This is a genomic window from Pseudoalteromonas sp. XMcav11-Q, assembly GCF_040104525.1.
Taxonomy (GTDB): Bacteria; Pseudomonadota; Gammaproteobacteria; order Enterobacterales; family Alteromonadaceae; genus Pseudoalteromonas.
On sequence record NZ_JBECOX010000002.1, the window covers coordinates 274,965 to 294,931 of the forward strand.

Below are 19,967 nucleotides of genomic sequence, written 5' to 3' on the forward strand. Positions count from 1 at the left end.
AGATGTCGATTAAACCAATAAAAGCACAATATTATTGCAACAATATAGAACACTGCAGCAATGCTCGGGCGCATAAGTTATTTACTAAATCATATGCCAACAAGTGTGGTGTTTGTGCTCAGCCATTACTGTTTGCGCGTTGGCATTTTTCGTTTGTCACTTCCTTTAGTTGGGTACTTTGTTTATCAACATTGGCAGCGCTATCTTATCCATATTTTTTTCCTAAAGAATATGAAAATATTACTTTTTCTGGTGTGAAGACTGAAGTTCAAGAGTCTAATGCCGTTGTGGAAGTTACTCTTCATCGAACAACAGGCATTGATTTAGTACAACAGATAGAGTTGATAACAGAAGATGGTACTGCAAAAGCAGCTGAGGACTATCGAGCCCTTGATATTGCTTTACAGTTCCAGCCTGGTGAAGTGCAAAAATCAATAAATATTCCTATTATTCCTGACTCCGATGTCTATGAAAACAATGAAATGTTTTACATTAAGCTGAAAAATGTGAAAGGGCAGCCATCACATATCGTGATGATTGTCGAAGCTGGAGTAAACAAAGACTTAGTGGAAAAAAGCAGCCTTTTGGTAAGTAACCTTTCAGCTCTTGCAGCGGACCTTTCGAATGATTTGAAACAGCTTGAGATCCTTGGTAACTATCTGTCAACCAAAGAAAATCCAAAGGCGAACTTGGTCAAGAATTACCGTAATACTCAAGATAATATTCAAAGAGCGAGAGAAAAATACATCGTTCTTTTTAATGACGCTTTAGATTTGGACCCTAATGTTTTGAGAAATGCATTGGATTCCCACCTTGAAGCGCTGAAAAAACAACAGTTTCATACTCAATATGAAGCAACAACTGTGATGAAAGCTCAGTTACTTGACTACTTGAGTTCCAGAGTTTCTAACTCGCCTAAGTGGCTCGAGGAGTTAGGTGAGGTAGTAAAGCTTGAAGTGAAAGCAAATAACAATGGTAGTGTTATCTAATCTGAGTTGCTTATTTATTGGGCTAACTTTCAACTAAGCCAATGGGCAGCGCACTCAGCGCTGCTGCATACTCCCCATCAACAGAAGTGAAAATCGAGAGAACTTTTGTTCATTATTCGATGAGTTAGCAATAGCTCATTGAAGCACCCTCAAATACTGCGAGCCTTTGGTTTACGGTGTTTAAGTTCAACCATTACATCGAACTACAATATTTACCTGTAAAACTTTCAAACAAAACGATTGCTGACTAAAGAGCTGGCAGAAGGTTGTCTGTAGCTGACGTTTGTAAAAATACAGAGCTAATTTGAGATCCTTTTATATCAAGTGCTACAAGTAGCACCTTGCTTTACTTCCAATCTATTTCCTATTTCTTTCCTAATCCATTAACTAATTGATATTAAATAGCTTATTGGTTTGTGAATTTTCCAAATATCGGCCTCTGGCATCTGCCATTATCGCCTTAACCTTATGTCTATCGGGCAAACAAGCAAACGCCTGATGTAAGGTGAACTCTGGCTGCAGACAGATTTTACCTCTCCTTTAAAAACAGAATGAGAGGAATTTACTATGTCTTTTAAAATAGAAGCATGTAATTTAAATAATATTGATGTCGCAGTTAAAACGTTGAAAGAAAACTATGTGGAAAACTTTCCAGCTATCAGAGTTACTAAAGATAAAATCTTAGATAAAGGTATTTCTCTATACCTACTTAGTGATATAAGCCAAGTTCCACATAATCCAATAGCGACTTTTGGACTGAGCAGTGCGTATGAAGATGAAGATGTTTGGAAAGAAGTAAGGGCATCATTAAGCGATGACTTTGACCCTAAAAAGGATGCAGTTGTCGGCCAGCTTAGTATATCGAGTAAAGATGTCGCAATTACCAGAGTCGTTTATGGCCTGTTATTAGATAAAGCACAGCAGATGGGTTATGAGCGGTTGTTTTTTATCCTGAGAGGAAATGTTGATTTTTATAAAAAGTTATTTAACGCTATACTGATTAAAAGTGATTGCAACTATGATATTGGGGTTGATAGAAAAATATCTGCTCTAGTTGTTGAAACGAAAGAAATAAAGCAAAGGGGCCTTCGCTTCTTAAATCGAAACTTATCATCTTGCTTTAATAAGAGTGATAGTCTAATTAAAAGGGAAATTATGAATAAATCTCATTGGGATGAATATAGTAGTGCATTTGACTCTATTATTACTCCACCACAGGTTGAACTTTATAATACAATTGCTCCGCTGTTGTCAGGAGTTGTACTGGATGCTGGATGTGGAAATGGAAACTTAGCCGCTTTTGTTAATGGTGAGGTTTCTACTTATCACGGCGTCGATACATCTCTTGATATGGTGCAAAAAGCCAACGCCAATCTGCAGAGACTTAAAGAACCACAGCGGTTTCAAGCATTTCATGTCCAACTAGAAGAGTTTGTTAATACGCATCAATACGACGTGATTACATTAATAAACAGTGTTTATGCGATGGATAATCCTTCTTTAGTTTTTAAACACTGCTATAACTTACTTGCTCCGGGTGGCCTGTTAATTATCGCAAACCCCAATGAAAACATGACAAAATCTCACATGGAAATGATGATTGAGCTGTATGAATCGCAATTTAGTGGCAATCCTGCTGTTGCAGACTTTAAGAGATTGAATTTACAATTTGTCACACAATACCAACATTCGTTTTATACTTTAGATAAAATTGAAGGTTGGCTAGAACAAGCTGGACTGTCTGTAACAAACCGAGACTGCACTCACTTTCATGGTGCAATGAATTTAATCATAGCTAAAAAGTAGGAAAATAAAAATGCGCTATCAAGATCTAGTCGATTTGTTGAATGCTTCGAATCAAGCAGAATACACTGCAAGTTTTTATCGTGCCATATCACATATCGGATTTGATAGCGCAATTTATGGTTTTTTGCCAAGCCATGAATTTGTTAAACACTTGAACCAAATGCCTATCATACTAGCCACCGAAAACGCCCCTCTCGATTATTTAAAGTACTATCAGGAAAATGAAATTTTTAAGCCTGAGAAGGATATCTTCGTGGCTCAAATACTGTCAGGGCATCGAAAGCCAATCAATTGGTGGCGGGACTTGCAGAGTTTTAACCCCACTGAGTTACAAGTTGCTACCTTAGCCCATGCAAAAAACGAATTTGGTCTCAATAACGGTTTTGTCGTCCCGCTCATGTGCGACCACAGAGGCTACGCTTGTGTTACTTTGTATAGCAATTTAAGTGATAAAGACTTTAATCATCTGGTACAGGAAAATGAAGAACAAATCGGGTTATTTTGCTCGGCGTTGAACAGCAAAATCTTCTCAGATCCAAACTTAGTTGCCGAGTTATACGACAATTATATAAAAATGAGCGATACAGAGCGTCAAGTGATGCGATACTTGGTTTCGGGGAAACCGATGAAGCAAATTGAAGATCATATTGGAATAACCTATCGCTACGCTGCAAAAGTAATTGATAAATTTAGAAAAAAGCACGGAAATGTTCCAAAAGACAAATTGCTCTATTCGCTAGGGCACTACTTTAGTTGATTTAACGCTAGTATTTCATATCTGATTTATCGTACTAACGGACGAGTTTATCTTCAATATGGCAGGCTCCTCTGAGCGAGGAGTGGATATTAATGCTAACTTATTTTTGGACAGAAACGCTCTAGAGGCTAAGGACAACTTCGAGCCAGAAGCAGCCGTTAAATAGTATTATTAAAATCAACAACTCTGACCCCATTGATTATTTATTAAAAGTGTTTTTTCAGCAGCCTTGAGTGTTGCAACCACCTTTTTTGCCACCGCTTCGATGACTTTCACGCAGACCGTGTTCCCGAGTTGCTTATAGTGTTTAAGGGGAGGCAGAGTCGTTGGTTTTATGGCTTTGCCCCTTTGATTTCATTTGTTTATTTTCTTATAGAAAAACAAGCAAATAAAAGTGTTTTTTTGTTTGTTCTCTGACCTTGTAATGCTCTGTAATTGAAAAAACTCATCTAACTGGCACAAAATGGTAACGTTAATTTGGTATAAGGAAGACTTTAATGAGTCACGATGAAGAGCTCAGTTTAGCCGAGCAAATAGAAAAAGAGCATATCATGAAAGAGTCTGTTGTTAACTTAACCCACGCGGGAATAAGTTGTTTCAGTGGCCTGCGTGATAAAAGTTTGGTATCGGCAATTTGCAAAGGTTCACTCGAATATCAAAATTACTTAGAAAAATCGCTGGGCAAGCACCTGGCGCTAAACGGCGGTGCAGTTATCGCAAGCACTATACTGCAGCTCATTTTCAATAGCGGCGATCCTACCTATAAGAAGCTGCTTGAAATAGAAGGGCAAATCGCTCGCTTGCAAGATCGCATGGAATCATTGTTCAGGCGTCTGGAAAATAAGATTGACCTGGTTCCAGTAAAAACGACATATCAAGACTATTACACCAAGCTTGGTACAGCATGGAATAAAATTGCCGATATTCTGAAACATGACAAAACCAATCCCACAGACATGAGCTACATAGTGTCAGACACCAAGTCGCTCGTAGCTAGCTTAAATATCATGACATTAGAACCTTTGGGTGGAGAGCGACAAATTGTAAAAACATTTGAAAAGCTTGCTGCTGAGTATTACTTTGATGATCTGGTTATGCATTCTCATATTATCAACTGGTTAAGCCATAGATGCGCCGCCCAATGGATGCAGGATTTAAGACGTAAGATAAGTCCATTACTTGACAAAAAAGACCTTTCAGATGAGGCACAAGCGGACAGTATCCAAAAACTTATTGAACAACAGGTGCAAACCTACAAAGATAACTTTAACAAGCTTCAGAAGCGTTCTCTTGATGTTTTTACTGACAAAACTGGAAGAGATCAGGCATCAATATTGTGCAATGGCTTACCGAGCTATTTTGAAGAGAATTTAAAATCTGCTCAAAACTTATCAGATGAAATAACGGCACATTGTCAAACCCGTTTCAAAGAAAGTGTCGGTTTAAAAAGCTATATCGAAGATAAAAAACTTGTGGAAGAGATGAGCTCTAGCGCTGAAGGGTGTGCAAATGTTATCGCGAATTTAAAAGAGCAGTATGGTAACTATGAGTTCTTTATTGTTGTAAATGTTGAAAATAGACATTTTACATTTCAAGCTGGTAATCAATATACCGTTTGTAATTTTAGAAATGTGGCGATTGGGAGCAAAAGCAAAAAGAACATTTATATCGCAGCTGTGCATCGTTCAAAACTGTCAGAGGTTTGCATACCTGATATTGAATGGCCTAGAAACAAACGCGAATTATATGAACTGTGGCAGCGCAAAAAGCCTGAAATGGCTAAATCGGCAATGAAACTGATCAAACAAGATCCCAGGTATAAACACTCGCAAGAGTTTTCCATTGCCTATGGTCTCTTATCCGGTTACAGAGTGAACACCCAAGGCATTATCAAATACCTCGAAGATGGCAGTGTTGCGATTTCAAGAGAGGAGGTCTATGCCCCTTCAATCACGCAACTAAAAACGAGGCTATACATGAATGATAGTTTCTTTGACTTTAGTATGAGTGCAGGCCTTTCTGCAACGACAGGTGCAATCGCTTTCCCTGGTAGGTTTCCATATAATCTTAGTTTCGCATATTTACCTATATTACATGTATTCCCTACGCCAAGATAGGTAAGCATAGAGCGGCGTTTGGGCAAATACTCAAACGTTTTTCAAAAACAATTTGGACTACAAGTGCATTCGGACCCGGAGTGGAGAAGGGAATAAGCATCGTTTGGCTACACTCGCTACAGAACTTACACCTTTGCTAAGAAGTCAAATTGCTCAGGCTGATAAATGCTTAAAATTAGATTCCCAGAATGAGCAATATGCTGGTGTTTGGATGCCAAACGCACTAGCAAGAACATACCCTAGCGCCAATAAATCAATCGCTTGGCAGTATCTATTTCCCTCATATAAGTTAAGTGTTGGTCCAGAAACTGGCGAGATCCGCCGACATCATTTTCATCAAACAGGAGTACGTAAAGTGGATAAAGAGGCAGCCAAAAAAGCACAAATAAAAAACGATACTCCCCCACACCGTTAGGTATTCATTTGCTACTCATTTACTACAAAGTGGTGCAGATATAAGAACTGTGCAAGCTCAACTTGGTCATTCTGATGTGAAGACAACGCAAATATATACTCATGTTGTACAGCAAGGCGCAAACGGTGCTGTTAGCCCTTTGAGCAAAATTTTCTAGCTTGTTTTGGGGCAAAGGCAGCTTAAATTGCCGCCTTTTCTTAATTAACAATCTGTTTCTCTGGATATCTTGATAGCATCTTCAATCTCAATTCCGAGATATCTAATTGTGTTATCGATTTTTGTGTGACCAAGTAGTAATTGAACAGCGCGAATATTTTTGGTTCGTGCGTAAACCAAAGTCGCTTTGGTTCTGCGCATTGAGTGAGTACCATATAGATCAGAATCAAGCCCTAACTGCTCAGCCCAACTCCTGATTATAGACCTGTAATATGAATAGCTTATTGGTTGATTAGTGCGACGTAAACTCCGAAACAAATATTCACTAGGTTTCAATTTACCTTCTTGAACCCAACGGCTAATACTTTGTTGTGTTCTCGGAGTTATCTCAAATTGAACTTCGATCCCTGTTTTCTTTTGTGTCCATTGAACCCTCTCGAAAACTTGATCTTGGGTTGCGACATCTCTAACCCTTAAAGACAGTTGATCACATGATCTTAGTTTGCTGTCTATCGCCAAGTTAAGTAACGCCAGTTGCATCAAGTTATTTTGAATTTCAATGCGAGTACGTATACGCCAAATCTCTTCAAGTTTGAAAGGACGTTTCATCCCAGTAGCATTGTGGTTTAGTTTTTGTTTCATAGTGACCTCCTAATTAAAAGTCACTATTGATAATAGATAGATTGCCAATGACTAAGGTTTGGACAGAAACGGGTTAGAGATGAAGTACAGTTGTGTGCCAGAAGCGGCCTGTCGGCATCAGTTGAATTAAGGTCTGTGTTTGCGCGAAAGCAGACCTTTAATACTAGCTTTTAAAGTATAAACAGACCTTTTTCCCATCAATATCTTTGATGCTGAATGGTATCTCATAGATAGATTCCATAATTTCTGCTTTTACGACGTCATCTACTTTGCCAGAACATACCACTTCACCTTTTTTCATCGCGACAATATTGTCAGAATAGCTTGCGGCGAAATTAATATCATGGATAACGATAACAACAGCTTTATTAAGCTCTGTGGCTAATCGATGCAATGTCTGCATAATTTCAACAGAGTGCTTGATATCTAAGTTGTTTAGCGGTTCATCTAAAAATATATAGTCAGTATCTTGCGCCACCACCATTGCAATAAATGCCATTTGGCGCTGACCGCCACTTAGCTCATCTAGATACCTATCTTTAATATAGGTGATGTCTAATTTGTTTAACGCATTATCAATGATGTCATTGTCATTTTCTGTTAAACGTCCTTGTGAATGTGGAAAGCGGCCAAAGGAGACAAGCTCTCTCACCGTAAAGCGCATATTAATATTATTAGATTGCCTTAATACAGCCAAATTTTTTGCAAGGGCTTTGCTGTCCCATTGGGAAAGTAACTTATCACCAACCAGCACTTCACCAGCGTCACTTTCAGTTAAACGACTAGCCATTGATAATAAGGTACTTTTACCAGCGCCGTTAGGCCCTATAATGGCGGTTACTTCACCTTTAGGGAATAACGCATCTGCGTTTTTTACAACAAAGTTATCGCCGTATTTTTTTGATAATCCTGTTAACTTAATCACACCTGTCTCGGAATTTATTTAATTAATCTTATTGCGAAGGAGTAACCACATAAAGTAGCTTCCGCCTACCAAATTGATAATAACGCTAATTGTCGTTTGGAAGGTCAGCACTTTCTCAACAAACCATTGCCCTGATACTAAAAGTAATACCGCCAACAAACTGCTCGCGACAATAAGGAAACCATGCTCAAAGCGCTTAAATAGCTCGCGCGTTAAACTTACCGTGATTAAGCCAAAAAACAGCACAGGGCCAACAAGCGCAGTCGCTATGGCTACCATAAGGGTAATGACTACCATCATCTGCTTGGTGAGTCGTTTCGTATTTATACCAAGGCTTGTTGCATTGTCTTGCCCCAACCATAATACATCGAGTTTTCTCGCTGAAATAAACAGGTAGGCAAAACAAAGTACCAGTGGAATCGTACTCCAGTAAACCAATTCTGCATTGATATTATTAAAACTGGCGAACATTGCACGTTGAATAACAGCAAACTCATTTGGATCAATTAACATAGTTAAAAACCCTGTCAGGCTGTTAAATAAGCTGCCACAGACTACGCCTATTAGTAACAAAGTGAATATATTGCTATTACTGTGCTTAAAATAAAAATGAAATAAGGTAAGTGAGAAGCCGATCATTACGAGTGTTGAAAGCAAGAAATTTGGGATGGCTTCTATTACCAAAACACTTGTCATGCCAAATATAACAATTATTATGACTTGCACCAATAAATACAAGCTATCAAAACCTAAAATTGAAGGGGTAAGTATTCTGTTATTGGTGATGGTTTGGAACACCAAAGAGGACGCTGCAATTGCCATAGCAGCTAAGACAATTGCCAACACTTTGGGTAAACGAAGCTTTAAGAAAAATTGATAATTATCAGCGTTTAGCCCTTGCCCAATAAACCATGCAACACTTGTCAAACATGCCAATAGTAATATGGCGACTTTTACCCAATCACGCATTGGCTTTATCCTTAACAACCAGATAAATAAATATCACGCCACCAAAAATACTGATGATCATCGAGATTGGCATTTCATACGGAAAAATGATCAGTCTGCCTAGAATGTCGCAACTTAATACTAGAATGACGCCCCAATAAGCAGTCCAAGGTAGTATTTTTTTCATGTTATCGCCCATAAACAGCGAAACAACATTCGGTACGATCAAACCTAAAAAGGGAATAACACCTACAATCATCACAACACTTGCTGTGCTAATCGCGATTAGCACAACGCCAATAAGTACCACCTTTTGATAATCAAGACCTATATTTTTAGCAAAGCTATGGCCGATACTCGCGGCACTAAACTGACTAGCATAGTAATAAGCCAAAATACAGGCAGGCACAGCCAAAAACAAAATTTCATAGTTACCCTGTAAAACACTGGCAAAATTAGCAACACTCCATGATGACATGGTTTGTACAAGGTCGTGTTTATAAGCAAGAAAAGTGGTCAAGGCTGAGACAACATTGCCGTACATAATGCCAATAAGCGGCACGAGGACAACATTTTTAAATTGAATTTTTTGTAAAAAACGCACCAACAGTAAAGTACCAACAATGGCAAAGCTAAAAATAACGGCTAGATATGACCATTGAGATGCTTGCTGTAAAAAGATCAAACCAACAACATAACCTAGCAGTGCACAATCTACGGTACCCGTTGTTGAAGGTGATGCAAAACGATTCTGCATGATTTGCTGCATGACTAAGCCAGCTATACTCAAACCTGCACCAGCTAACACAATGGCAATAAGCCTTGGAATACGTGAAATCACATAAATATCATAGGCATGGTCGTCGCCAGAAAACAAACCTTTAAATGACACATCAGCAGCGCCTAATAGGAGTGATGCCGCCGCTAAGGTAAAAAATAAACTGGCAGCCAATAGCTGCTGCTTAGTGACCATAAAATGAAATACTCTATAAACAGAAACCTCCACTGCTTTTAAGCAGCGAAGGGCTTTGTTGAACGATTAATTAGTGATGTAAAAAACAAATTTAGTGAATTATGGCTAAACTACAACTAATTTAGTGCCTTTTCAGCATCTTCCACCATCAACTCAGTAGCCGTAATACCACCCGTTGAAATATACCAAGCGTTAGAGTCGATAAAAATTAGTCGGTTGTTTTTCGCCGCAGGTGTGTCATTAACTAGCGGGTTGTTAAACAATGTTTGTGCCTTTCCTGAACTTCTGCCAATTGCTTGCTCTCTATCCATAACAAACATAACATCAGGTTTCGCATCGGCAATGTACTCAAATGAAATCAAGCTGCCGTGGTTACCTTTAATTGGTGCGATATTTTCACTGGTTGATTGCGAGAAACTAAACTCATCAAATATCAGAGAAAAGCGACTGCCTTTATTGAACATCGCAAGGTTATTACCATTATTCATAATCATCAGTGCTTTAAGTTGTTGCTCTGTAACTTGTTTGCCTAGGTTATTAATCTTATCTTGTACTTGCTTTATCAAATGTTCAATTTCAGCTTCTTTATCAAACAACTTGCCTAACATTCGCCAGTTTTTTTGTGCGTCTTGCCAATAATTACCACTATCGATATAAAACATCACCGTTGGAGCGATTTGTTTAATATCATCATAAATTTTAAGCATACGGTTTTCTGCAATAATTACATCTGGTTGTAGCGTGAAAATTGCCTCAAAATCAGGCTCCGCAGTTGTCCCCGTATTTTGAGTAGAGTACTCGTAGTCGGCTAAATAGTTAGGTAACAGTGAGTGTGGTGCCCCTACGGGTTTTATCCCTAATCGGTCTAGTACATCTAAGCTCGCATTACCCAATACGACAACGCGTTTAGGAATACCGTTAAATTTAGCGGTGCCTTTTAAGTGTTTAACCGCAATTTCTTTGGCAGATACTATATTTGTGGAAAGCGCGATAATCGCTAAAAAAAACAAAAAAAATTGGAAAAAGTTTTTCATAAATACTGCTTTCATAAATAAAGTTTCACAATGGGGTTTGTCAGCTTACTTCTCTTGCTGCTGAATTCTTAATACTTGCGCTTGGGTACAGCTTGCCAGCATATCATAGGCTTTAGCAACCACGTCTTGACCTTGAACAAAAGGATGCGGTTGATCTTTGCTATGCTCAGCCATTAACTTGAGTTTTTCTCTAGAGCCATCTCTGGTTGGGTGATTTGACAAAAAAACATCGACACTTTGCGCCTTAGTAATGTCACCAAAACGAGAGGCAGCGTCGGTATAAGATTGAATACGTGCCAAATCAGGGCCATAGTTTAGTCCTGTACCCCCCCAAAGGCTGACCATGTGTTTTTTACCATGATCAAATACTGGAAAAATAAGGGAAATGGTACCTGGTGTATGGCCTGGTGTTTCATAAACCTGCACTTGAATATCTCCAAGTGAAATGGTCTCACCATCTTTTATGGTAATGTCGCGCTTGGGCATTGGGCCCCAACGCGGACTAAATACGGTCAATTCATTGTTTTCCATACGTGACCACGCAACATCACTCATCACTACTTTGGTTTTATAATTGCTGACAAAATGTGCCTGACCGCCATAGTGGTCACCGTGTTCATGCCCGATGATTAAATACTTGGTATCTGCGGGATTAAGGCCTAATGCTAGCATACCTTTTTCAATGTACTCTTTAGCTTGCCTTACCGTATTAAGTGCATCGATAAGAATTAAGCCATCACTGGTTTCAATTACCCAACTTGAAACACCACCAGTACCAACGTAATAAAGATTATCAAACACCTTAGTGGCAGGGATAGCTGATGAGCGTGATTTACCACTTTTTTTCTTTTTACCGGAAGCACTACTGCGTTTACGCTTTGATAAATCGCGAATTTTAGCTTCAATATCGCAAAGATTTGTTAAGCCTGGGAAAAGTTCAGCATGCGCCAAACCTTTAAGTGCATAATGTTGTGCTGTATTAGTTGATTTTTCTTCTGCTTGAACGTCAAACGCTAGCGCAGATGCGCTAGCTAGAGAGAAAAACAAGAACAATGCGTTTTTCATATTAATCTAAAACCTTTCATTTATGATGATTAAGTAATTTAGAAAGAAGTTACAACTGATAACCACAGGCGGCGGCCATCTTCTTTGTAACCGTATTCTTCGGCAGTAATTTCTTTATCAAATAAATTATAAACGCCTGTAGATAGTGTGACCATGTCGTTTATTTGCCAGTTTACGCCCATATCCACATAAGTTAATGACTTCGCAACGGTTGAACGTGAATCTACCGTAATTGGCTGACTGTCTTTACCTCGGTGCGTTACTTTTGCCCACGTATTGAATGACTCACTTACTTGCCAGTTAACACCTACATTAGCCAAGTGCATTGGAACTTGAGTTAACGGTTGCCCTTCGTTATCACCTGATTTTTGCTCTGAGTCATTGTAAGTATAGGCTGCATTTATCGAGAATAAATCAGTGATATCAGTCGTAATCGACGCCTCCACACCTGATACAGTCGCTTTATCAAGGTTCTCATATTGACGGCCTGTTGGGTCACCACATTTTTCAACAGGACATGTTGTTAAGTTATTTTTGTCTTCAAAGTCATTGTAAAACGCTGTTACTTGTGCAACTAAGTTATTTTTACCTATGTAGTAAATACCTATTTCATTATTTAAAGAGGTTTCTGGTTTTAATTCAGGGTTACCATAGATATCTCCACCACGACTCTCTTGCACCCACTCAGGTGTCATAGCACGAATTTTCGGCGCACTGTAACCTGTTGATACACCGCCTTTTAACACCCAGTTACCTGCTAGCGACCAAACACCGTATACACGGTAGCTAACGTGTGAATCAAAGATTTCATTATCGTCATAGCGAAGGCCTAAAGTAATAGCTAAATCGTCTTTGGCTTGCCATTCATTATCTGCAAATAATGACCATTGGTAGTTAGAAATTTCACTTGCATCTGCGCCGTTACCAAAATCTTCTAAGTCTTCACTTTCGTACGAAACACCCGCAACTATGGCATTTTGATCAAACGCAGTAGACCACTGTGAGTTAAACACTAAATTTTCAATCGTAATTTCACGACCTACATTTTCAACGGTTTCTTGTTGAATAAAGCTTGTACCTGTCGCCCACTCGTAATTACCATTGTGAGCAAGAGAGAAGGACTCGCGATTACTGTTTCTTTCTGACTCTCTACGAGCAGAGTCTACAGACTTACCTTCTGTTGTATAACGTTTCTGATCTTGTTTTGCATAATCAAGGGTGAAACGATCAACTTTAGTTGGCATGAAGTGCAGTTCTGCGCGGTAGTTCTCCATTTCTTTGCCACCATAGCCGCCAATAATTTCATCTTCGTCACGCTCTTGTGTCATTGCAGTAAATGAAGCCGAAAACATGTCTTTTACGATTGGCATTGCAAGATAAACTTGTGCTTGCTTTTCATCACCTGCATCACTGTCTTCCTGAACAATCGTTTCTAAACGAACATTACCTTGAAACTTTTCAAAGTCTTTACGGGTGATGATGTTGATTACACCGCCAATAGCACCTGAACCATAAAGCGTCGCCATTGGCCCACGCACAACTTCTATGCGCTCAATAGCGTCAAGAGGTGGTAACCAATCTTGCTCCCAACCAGCTCCGCTACCACTTGGCTGCGTTTCTCGGCCTGATTGTTTTTTACCATCAACTAAAATAGCTGTGTACTGGCCATTCATACCACGTAATGACACATCTTCACTTGCGCCACCACGAGTAAGGGTAACACCTGGCATATCGCGCAAAGCATCGGTTAGATCTTTATAAAAGCCTCTTTCAATATCAGTACGATCTATTACGCTAATTGACGCTGCTGCTTGAGATAAAAGTTGTTCGCGACCAGCAGCAGTAACTACAATTGTTTCCATTTCGTCTGTGTTAGCTGTGCTTGTATCAACTACCTGAGCATTTGCGTGAAGTGTAAATGCTGAGCAAAGGCTAAGTGTTGCAAGCGTGTTAGCCATTTTACTCAAAGAAAAAGGTTTAGTCTGTGTCATTAGGAGTAGCTTTAATCTTACTGTTATTGATAATCGTTCGTATTTAATGCTCGAAACGCTATTATTGCAATAAATTGTTCATTCGAGAGCCAGATTGTGACTATGCAAGATCTGCATAATCATGTTATGCAAGGGATTTTTCTTCAGAGAAAAGTGATTTTAAAATGCCTCTCACCCATTCACACATAGGATCATCGTGAAAGCGCTTATGCCAATATAAGTAAACATATTGAAAATCTAGTTGCAGCTCTTTAGGGACTTCTTTGACACATAACCTGTCATCTTTACATGCCGCAAGGGCAAACGGCGTCGGTAGATGAAAAATGATATCAGTGCCAGCGGCAATATTGGGTGCAGAGTTAAAATTAGATAGCTGCACGGGAACATTTAAACTTTTCTTGCCTTTCAGGTAGCCCAATTCACGAAATTTAGCTTCAAAAGAAATATTCTTCTCACCTTGCAATGATATTTGTCCAAATTGGCTTTGCATAAGGTTTACAGTCGTTAGCGCTTTATCTGCTAGAGGGTGAGACTTACTCATCAGTAATCTGAAATCACGCTTAGCTAGTATCATTCTGTGAATATTTTGCTCACCTGTAGGCGGTTCATGTGAAGACATTACAAAATGAATATCACCTGCTATCAAGGCGTTAAAGTGACGTTTAGGCGTCGTGTCTATACTGACGACTAAGTTAGGTGCTTCACACCTGACTTTTTCAATAAAGGCTGGCATCAACGCGTCTATTTGAGGCTGCAACCCATAGAACTTAACTGTACTTGCTATTGAATCAGGAGAAAACTGTTGTTTATGTACTAATCGTTCAAGGCTTGTTATCACCTCAGTGAGATCCTCTTTAAGGCTTTCCGCTTTGGGTGTTAACTCATAGCCATAATTCGAACGCACAAGTAGCTCATCGTCAAAAAAGCTCCGCATTTTTTGTAGCGCACGACTCACGGAGGACTGACTAATATTTAAAGATAAAGCCGTATTAGACACATGCTTCTCTTCAATCAGTTGTTTCAAAATTTGTAATGAATTTAAATCTAGTTGCGTTAAGTTCATCGGATTACCCAAAGCTAATTCGCTATGAAGTGTAAACTACATTGCTTGAATCCCAAAAGGTAAAAAAACAAAAGAGTAGTTTGTTAAAGTTCAATGTCTGCTTTAGAGAGCATATGGTTTAAAGGCGAAGAGCTGTGAATGTCTGTTCCTCGCTCATTTAAGGCATTCACCTAAACACATTTTGGGGCATTTTCATGTTGCATTCCGCTGTAACACCCTTGGACAGAAACAATTTGGAGCCAAAGGATATCTTTGAGTCATTCGCTTATATATTTTCACCATTAAAAAAGCTAAAAAAATTGAAGTATGAACAATTTATCTAGAACAGCCGCTTAACTCATTTTTTCGAAAATATCTCTTGCAGTAGCTCCATAACAAATTTATTATATAACAAATTTGTTATGGAGTATTTCATGAAAGTTCTCTTCTTATGCACTGAAAACTCAGCTAGATCGATCATGGCTGAGGCGTTGCTAAAACATCATGGCAAAGGTGAGTACGAGGTTTACAGTGCTGGTACTGAGCCAAATAGTGTTGATAGTCGTACCTTGTCAGCTATTGAGCACTTTGGGTTACCTACCGATGGATTACACTCAAAACACCTTGATGAAGTTAGCAATATCCATTTCGATTTTGTTATTACCCTGTGCGATAAAGCGGCAAAAGAGTGTGATAGCCGAGTCAATGGTACTAACTGCCTTGCTTGGGATTTTCCTGAACCTCGCTCTCGAAGAGATGCCAACCCATTTGAAAAGACGCTACAAGAGCTAAATGAACGGCTCAAAATGTTTTTGCTGATACAAGAAAAGCAAAAGCCAGCGCCAATAACGCCTACTATTTTTTATAAAGCTCTGGCAGATGATATTCGCTTGAAAACGCTTTTAATCATTGCGGTTGAGGGTGAAGCATGTGTCTGTGAGTTAATGACTGCACTGGATGAAGAGAGCCAACCCAAAGTTTCTCGTCACCTAGCACAGCTTCGAAAAACAGGCATTTTATCTGACAGAAAACACCAGCAATGGGTGTTTTATTCAATCAATCCAACACTGCCAGCGTGGATGAAGCAAACTATCACTTCAACGGTAGTGAATGAACCTATTTTTATTGAACAAGAGCTAGCCAGATTAAATGCAATGGGTGATCGCCCTACGCGTGTGGCAAGTTGCTGTAATTAAGGAATGTAACTATGGGGATTTTTGAACGTTATTTATCTGTGTGGGTTGCGATATCAATTGTTGCTGGTGTGGTTCTGGGGATTGTTTATCCACCTCTTTTTGAAGCGATTGCAAAGCTTGAAGTTGCCCATGTCAACGTGGTTGTTGCGGTCTTCATTTGGGTGATGATCTATCCAATGATGGTGCAAGTAGACTTTTCGACCATCAAGGAAGTTGGCAAGAATCCACAAGGCTTAGTATTAACTTTGGTGATCAACTGGCTTATAAAACCGTTCTCGATGGCTGCATTAGGTTGGTTGTTCTTTGAAGGATTATTTGCCGATTTTGTGTCACCAGAAACTGCTCAAGAATACATCGCCGGTATGATTTTACTTGGCGTAGCACCTTGTACTGCAATGGTGTTTGTCTGGTCGCAATTAACCAAAGGTGATGCAAACTATACCTTGGTTCAGGTATCTGTGAACGATATCATCATGATTTTTGCATTCGCTCCCATTGCAGGGTTATTGCTTGGTGTAACAGATATTCATGTGCCTTGGGGTACCTTGTTTATCTCGGTTATTTTGTATGTATTACTGCCTTTAATCGCGGGAATCCTGACCAGAAAACACTTAAACAGTTCAGGTCGCGATGAAGCAGCTATCACAAGTTTGCTAGAGAAGTTCAAACCGTTTTCTGTTATCGGGTTACTAGCAACAGTAGTGCTGCTATTTGGCTTTCAGGCAAACACCATCATTGAGCAACCACTTAATATCTTGTTAATCGCTATTCCGCTAATTCTTCAAACCTATGGTATTTTCATTGTTGCTTATTTTATCGCGGTCAGACTCAAGCTTAAGCACAACATTGCTGCACCTGCTTGTTTGATTGGTACATCTAACTTCTTTGAATTGGCAGTCGCTGTGGCGATCTCCCTATTCGGGTTACATTCAGGCGCTGCATTGGCAACTGTGGTTGGGGTTCTGGTTGAAGTTCCCATCATGCTGTCTCTCGTAGCGATTGTGAACAGAACAAGACATTGGTTTAACGAATAATATAGAGGGTTCTTATGCAAACTCATCCTTGCGACAAACTGGCACTTGATAATGGCGCGAGCTTTATATTTACGCCTTGCCCCGGAACCAAGGACGTTGATTTAACAACATCGGTCACGCAGTTGAAAGATGCTGGAGCACAAGCGGTTGTGACGCTGATGTACAATGCAGAAATTAAAAAGAATGAAGCCGAAGACCTTCCAAAAGTGTGTGATGCACAAGGTGTTAAATGGTTTCAGCTTCCTATTTCTGATGAAGATGGCCCAAACGAGGACTTCGCTAAAGCTTATGCATCTCAAATTAATGACATCTTATCAATACTGCGCAATCAAGGCACTATAGCAGTGCATTGCAAAGGAGGCTCTGGTCGCACAGGCTTAGTCATTGGAATACTCATGTTTGAGCTAGGCTACGGCAAGGCAGACATTATTAACCAAGTACAGAAAGTGCGCCCTAAAGCGCTATATCACCCAGTACAACTTTCTTTTTTCAATGAGTTTCAAAAAGTAGGAGCTTAACAATGGCAATTAAAATTGGTATTAACGGTTTTGGCCGCATGGGTCGTTTAACACTTAGAGCTGCTTTTGGTTGGCAAGATATTGAGTTTGTGCAAATCAATGACCCTGCTGGCAACGCAGAAACACTGGCACATTTGTTAAAGTACGATTCTGTGCATGGCACTTGGTCATATGATGTATCTCATGATGACAATAACGTGATAATTGATGGTCAAGCCATTCGTGTAACTCAAAACAAAGCGATTAATGATACGGATTGGTCTGAATGTGATTTGGTCATTGAAGCCTCTGGTAAGATGAAGAAAACTGAGTTGCTACAAGCCTACTTAGACCAAGGTGTAAAAAAGGTCGTTGTCACTGCACCAGTAAAAGAAGAAGGTGTGCTGAATGTGGTGATGGGAGTTAATGACCATCTATATGATATTGAACAACACTCAATCGTAACGGCAGCGTCTTGCACTACCAACTGCTTAGCACCTGTGGTGAAAGTATTACAGGATAAAATCGGCATCAAGCATGGCTCGATGACAACCATCCACGATATTACCAATACTCAAACGATTCTGGATGCACCGCATAAAGATTTACGTAGAGCGCGTGCGTGTGGCATGAGCCTAATCCCAACAACTACAGGTTCAGCAACAGCTATAACTCACATTTTTCCTGAGCTAAAAGGTAAGCTGAATGGTCATGCGGTGCGTGTGCCACTGGCAAATGCGTCAATTACTGACTGTGTATTTGAAGTTGAGCGTCCAACAACGGAAGCTGAAATTAACGCTTGGATGAAAGAAGCGGCTGAGGGCGAATTAAAAGGCATTCTTGGTTATGAAGAAAAGCCACTTGTGTCTATCGATTATAAAACAGACCCACGTTCTAGCGTTGTCGATGCATTGTCAACAATGGTCGTTAATGGCACTCAGGTGAAGCTGTACACATGGTATGACAACGAGTGGGGTTACGCTAATAGAACGGCTGAACTTGCTCGTAAAGTCGGATCATCAATTAAAGGGTAATGTAACACTATGAAGCGCTTGACATCATTATCAGACGATATTAAGCAATACCTTGTTGTCACAGGTAACTACTGGGCATTTACCTTAACCGATGGCGCACTACGCATGTTGGTAGTGCTTCATTTCCACGCGTTAGGCTATAGTCCGCTTAGCATTGCGATGTTGTTCTTGTTTTATGAAATATTTGGCGTTGTCACTAATTTAGTTGGCGGTTTCTTAGGTGCCCGTTTAGGGCTAAATAAAACCATGAACATTGGCTTAGCCATTCAAATTATCGCCTTGCTGATGTTAGCTGTTCCTGCTGAATGGTTAACAGTTGTGTATGTGATGATTGCACAAGCGCTTTCAGGCATTGCCAAAGACTTAAACAAAATGAGCGCAAAAAGCTCAATTAAGATGTTGGTTGCCGCAGGACAAGAAGGCACATTATTTAAATGGGTCGCGGTATTAACAGGCTCTAAGAATGCTCTGAAAGGCGTTGGCTTTTTCTTAGGCGGTTTACTGTTAACTTTGCTTTCATTCAAAGGCGCAATGTTATTAATGGCTGGTGTTCTGGCACTTGTCTGGTGTTACAGCCTTTATGCCTTGAAGAACGACTTGGGGAAAGCTAAGAACAAGCCTAAGTTCACCGATATTTTTTCAAAGAGTCGCTCTATCAATATCTTATCAGCTGCACGACTCTTCTTATTCGGTGCGCGAGATGTCTGGTTTGTGGTTGCGCTACCTGTGTTCTTGTCACAAGCCTTTGAGTGGGATCATTGGTCGGTAGGCAGTTTCTTGGCGCTTTGGGTTATTGGTTACGGTATTGTGCAATCAATGGCACCGAAGCTAATCAACTTCAAAGACAACGTTTCTCCTTCAACGGAAACCGTAAAATGGGCAAGCTTGTTGGCACTGGTGACATTAGGCATTGCCTTATCACTATATTTTAGCTGGGAAGTTAAAATGTTACTCATAGCAGGTTTAATGGTGTTTGGCATACTGTTCGCTGTCAACTCGTCACTGCACAGTTATTTGATTGTTAGCATGGCAGATGCCGATGGCGTTTCGTTAGATGTCGGTTTTTACTACATGGCGAATGCAATGGGGCGATTGATCGGTACAGTGCTGTCAGGCTGGGTCTTCCAGCTCTGCGGGTTAGCAGCTTGTTTGGGCATTTCGTTTGCTTTTGTAACTTTAGCTGCATTTATTTCTGCCAAGTTACCTGCTACTTCAAAGAATACGTAAAACGTTTCGGGGCAAATGCGAGTTAGTACCAAACGTCCGCTTTTTGACACACATACAACAGCCAAGTTTAATTTAGCCCTGTTATTCTGGTTTATTAACGTCAGGTGGTTTTGCTGTGG

General features: G+C 39.8%; 19 protein-coding genes. 11 read left to right on the top strand and 8 right to left on the bottom strand.

Annotated features, from left to right (window positions below):
• Positions 1–2: 2 nt before the first annotated feature.
• From ABMY45_RS04680 to ABMY45_RS04705, 6 genes are all read left to right on the top strand, one after another.
• Positions 3–989 (top strand): Calx-beta domain-containing protein, encoded by a 987-nt coding sequence (locus ABMY45_RS04680; RefSeq protein WP_239422705.1) that lies wholly within the window; start codon positions 3–5, stop codon positions 987–989.
• A gap of 567 nt (positions 990–1,556) precedes the next feature.
• Positions 1,557–2,795 carry a class I SAM-dependent methyltransferase gene (locus ABMY45_RS04685; RefSeq protein WP_237117065.1) on the top strand — a complete coding sequence of 413 codons (1,239 nt, stop codon included), beginning with the start codon at positions 1,557–1,559 and terminating at the stop codon, positions 2,793–2,795.
• A gap of 10 nt (positions 2,796–2,805) precedes the next feature.
• Positions 2,806–3,552, top strand: a complete 747-nt coding sequence (locus tag ABMY45_RS04690; protein ID WP_010603763.1) for an autoinducer binding domain-containing protein — start codon at positions 2,806–2,808, stop codon at positions 3,550–3,552.
• 497 nt (positions 3,553–4,049) lie between these two features.
• Positions 4,050–5,669, top strand: a complete 1,620-nt coding sequence (locus ABMY45_RS04695; RefSeq protein WP_349288481.1) for a hypothetical protein — start codon at positions 4,050–4,052, stop codon at positions 5,667–5,669.
• A gap of 103 nt (positions 5,670–5,772) precedes the next feature.
• Positions 5,773–6,084, top strand: coding sequence for a hypothetical protein (locus ABMY45_RS04700; protein ID WP_349288482.1), 312 nt, complete (start codon positions 5,773–5,775; stop codon positions 6,082–6,084).
• Between the two features lie 40 nt (positions 6,085–6,124).
• On the top strand, positions 6,125–6,241 hold the full coding sequence (locus ABMY45_RS04705) for a hypothetical protein (protein ID WP_349288567.1): 117 nt from the start codon (positions 6,125–6,127) through the stop codon (positions 6,239–6,241).
• A 44-nt stretch (positions 6,242–6,285) separates the two neighbouring features.
• Here ABMY45_RS04705 and ABMY45_RS04710 read toward each other — a convergent pair whose 3' ends face one another.
• From ABMY45_RS04710 to ABMY45_RS04745, 8 genes are all read right to left on the bottom strand, one after another.
• The gene (locus tag ABMY45_RS04710; RefSeq protein WP_349288483.1) at positions 6,286–6,882 is read right to left on the bottom strand and encodes a tyrosine-type recombinase/integrase; all 597 of its coding nucleotides are present in this window, start codon (positions 6,880–6,882) and stop codon (positions 6,286–6,288) included.
• Between the two features lie 163 nt (positions 6,883–7,045).
• On the bottom strand, positions 7,046–7,807 hold the full coding sequence (locus tag ABMY45_RS04715) for an ATP-binding cassette domain-containing protein (RefSeq protein WP_349288484.1): 762 nt from the start codon (positions 7,805–7,807) through the stop codon (positions 7,046–7,048).
• Positions 7,808–7,825: 18 nt separating this feature from the next.
• On the bottom strand, positions 7,826–8,776 hold the full coding sequence (locus tag ABMY45_RS04720) for an iron chelate uptake ABC transporter family permease subunit (RefSeq protein WP_349288485.1): 951 nt from the start codon (positions 8,774–8,776) through the stop codon (positions 7,826–7,828).
• Positions 8,769–9,728, bottom strand: coding sequence for an iron chelate uptake ABC transporter family permease subunit (locus ABMY45_RS04725; protein WP_349288486.1), 960 nt, complete (start codon positions 9,726–9,728; stop codon positions 8,769–8,771). The genes ABMY45_RS04720 and ABMY45_RS04725 overlap by 8 nt, the downstream gene beginning before the upstream one ends.
• Positions 9,729–9,844: 116 nt before the next feature.
• A complete protein-coding gene (locus ABMY45_RS04730) occupies positions 9,845–10,762 on the bottom strand; it encodes an ABC transporter substrate-binding protein (RefSeq protein WP_349288487.1) in 918 nt (305 codons plus the stop codon).
• Positions 10,763–10,807: 45 nt separating this feature from the next.
• Complete coding sequence (locus ABMY45_RS04735) at positions 10,808–11,827, bottom strand: MBL fold metallo-hydrolase (RefSeq protein ID WP_349288488.1); 1,020 nt, start codon at positions 11,825–11,827, stop codon at positions 10,808–10,810.
• A 38-nt stretch (positions 11,828–11,865) separates the two neighbouring features.
• Positions 11,866–13,818 (bottom strand): TonB-dependent receptor, encoded by a 1,953-nt coding sequence (locus ABMY45_RS04740; protein WP_349288489.1) that lies wholly within the window; start codon positions 13,816–13,818, stop codon positions 11,866–11,868.
• A gap of 124 nt (positions 13,819–13,942) precedes the next feature.
• On the bottom strand, positions 13,943–14,881 hold the full coding sequence (locus ABMY45_RS04745; protein ID WP_349288490.1) for a LysR family transcriptional regulator: 939 nt from the start codon (positions 14,879–14,881) through the stop codon (positions 13,943–13,945).
• Positions 14,882–15,294: 413 nt separating this feature from the next.
• Here ABMY45_RS04745 and ABMY45_RS04750 point away from each other — a divergent pair, with 413 nt between their 5' ends.
• The 5 genes from ABMY45_RS04750 to arsJ are packed head-to-tail and all read left to right on the top strand — an operon-like array spanning position 15,295 to position 19,848.
• Positions 15,295–16,056 carry a metalloregulator ArsR/SmtB family transcription factor gene (locus ABMY45_RS04750; protein ID WP_349288491.1) on the top strand — a complete coding sequence of 254 codons (762 nt, stop codon included), beginning with the start codon at positions 15,295–15,297 and terminating at the stop codon, positions 16,054–16,056.
• An 11-nt stretch (positions 16,057–16,067) separates the two neighbouring features.
• Positions 16,068–17,090 (top strand): ACR3 family arsenite efflux transporter, encoded by a 1,023-nt coding sequence (arsB, locus tag ABMY45_RS04755; protein ID WP_349288492.1) that lies wholly within the window; start codon positions 16,068–16,070, stop codon positions 17,088–17,090.
• 14 nt (positions 17,091–17,104) lie between these two features.
• Positions 17,105–17,608 carry a tyrosine-protein phosphatase gene (locus ABMY45_RS04760; RefSeq protein ID WP_349288493.1) on the top strand — a complete coding sequence of 168 codons (504 nt, stop codon included), beginning with the start codon at positions 17,105–17,107 and terminating at the stop codon, positions 17,606–17,608.
• A gap of 2 nt (positions 17,609–17,610) precedes the next feature.
• Positions 17,611–18,621, top strand: coding sequence for an ArsJ-associated glyceraldehyde-3-phosphate dehydrogenase (locus ABMY45_RS04765; protein ID WP_349288494.1), 1,011 nt, complete (start codon positions 17,611–17,613; stop codon positions 18,619–18,621).
• 9 nt (positions 18,622–18,630) lie between these two features.
• Positions 18,631–19,848, top strand: a complete 1,218-nt coding sequence (gene arsJ / locus ABMY45_RS04770; protein WP_349288495.1) for an organoarsenical effux MFS transporter ArsJ — start codon at positions 18,631–18,633, stop codon at positions 19,846–19,848.
• The last annotated feature ends 119 nt before the right edge of the window (positions 19,849–19,967 follow it).

Bases quoted from the DNA above. Each gene is read 5' to 3' on its own strand.
- ABMY45_RS04680 (WP_239422705.1), top strand. From the start codon at position 3: ATGTCGATTAAACCAATAAAAGCACAATATTATTGCAACAATATAGAA.
- ABMY45_RS04740 (WP_349288489.1), bottom strand. From the start codon at position 13,818: ATGACACAGACTAAACCTTTTTCTTTGAGTAAAATGGCTAACACGCTT.
- ABMY45_RS04710 (WP_349288483.1), bottom strand. From the start codon at position 6,882: ATGAAACAAAAACTAAACCACAATGCTACTGGGATGAAACGTCCTTTC.
- ABMY45_RS04765 (WP_349288494.1), top strand. From the start codon at position 17,611: ATGGCAATTAAAATTGGTATTAACGGTTTTGGCCGCATGGGTCGTTTA.
- ABMY45_RS04720 (WP_349288485.1), bottom strand. From the start codon at position 8,776: ATGCGTGATTGGGTAAAAGTCGCCATATTACTATTGGCATGTTTGACA.
- ABMY45_RS04695 (WP_349288481.1), top strand. From the start codon at position 4,050: ATGAGTCACGATGAAGAGCTCAGTTTAGCCGAGCAAATAGAAAAAGAG.
- ABMY45_RS04685 (WP_237117065.1), top strand. From the start codon at position 1,557: ATGTCTTTTAAAATAGAAGCATGTAATTTAAATAATATTGATGTCGCA.
- arsJ (WP_349288495.1), top strand. From the start codon at position 18,631: ATGAAGCGCTTGACATCATTATCAGACGATATTAAGCAATACCTTGTT.
- arsB (WP_349288492.1), top strand. From the start codon at position 16,068: ATGGGGATTTTTGAACGTTATTTATCTGTGTGGGTTGCGATATCAATT.
- ABMY45_RS04750 (WP_349288491.1), top strand. From the start codon at position 15,295: ATGAAAGTTCTCTTCTTATGCACTGAAAACTCAGCTAGATCGATCATG.
- ABMY45_RS04760 (WP_349288493.1), top strand. From the start codon at position 17,105: ATGCAAACTCATCCTTGCGACAAACTGGCACTTGATAATGGCGCGAGC.
- ABMY45_RS04735 (WP_349288488.1), bottom strand. From the start codon at position 11,827: ATGAAAAACGCATTGTTCTTGTTTTTCTCTCTAGCTAGCGCATCTGCG.
- ABMY45_RS04725 (WP_349288486.1), bottom strand. From the start codon at position 9,728: ATGGTCACTAAGCAGCAGCTATTGGCTGCCAGTTTATTTTTTACCTTA.
- ABMY45_RS04730 (WP_349288487.1), bottom strand. From the start codon at position 10,762: ATGAAAAACTTTTTCCAATTTTTTTTGTTTTTTTTAGCGATTATCGCG.
- ABMY45_RS04690 (WP_010603763.1), top strand. From the start codon at position 2,806: ATGCGCTATCAAGATCTAGTCGATTTGTTGAATGCTTCGAATCAAGCA.
- ABMY45_RS04745 (WP_349288490.1), bottom strand. From the start codon at position 14,881: ATGAACTTAACGCAACTAGATTTAAATTCATTACAAATTTTGAAACAA.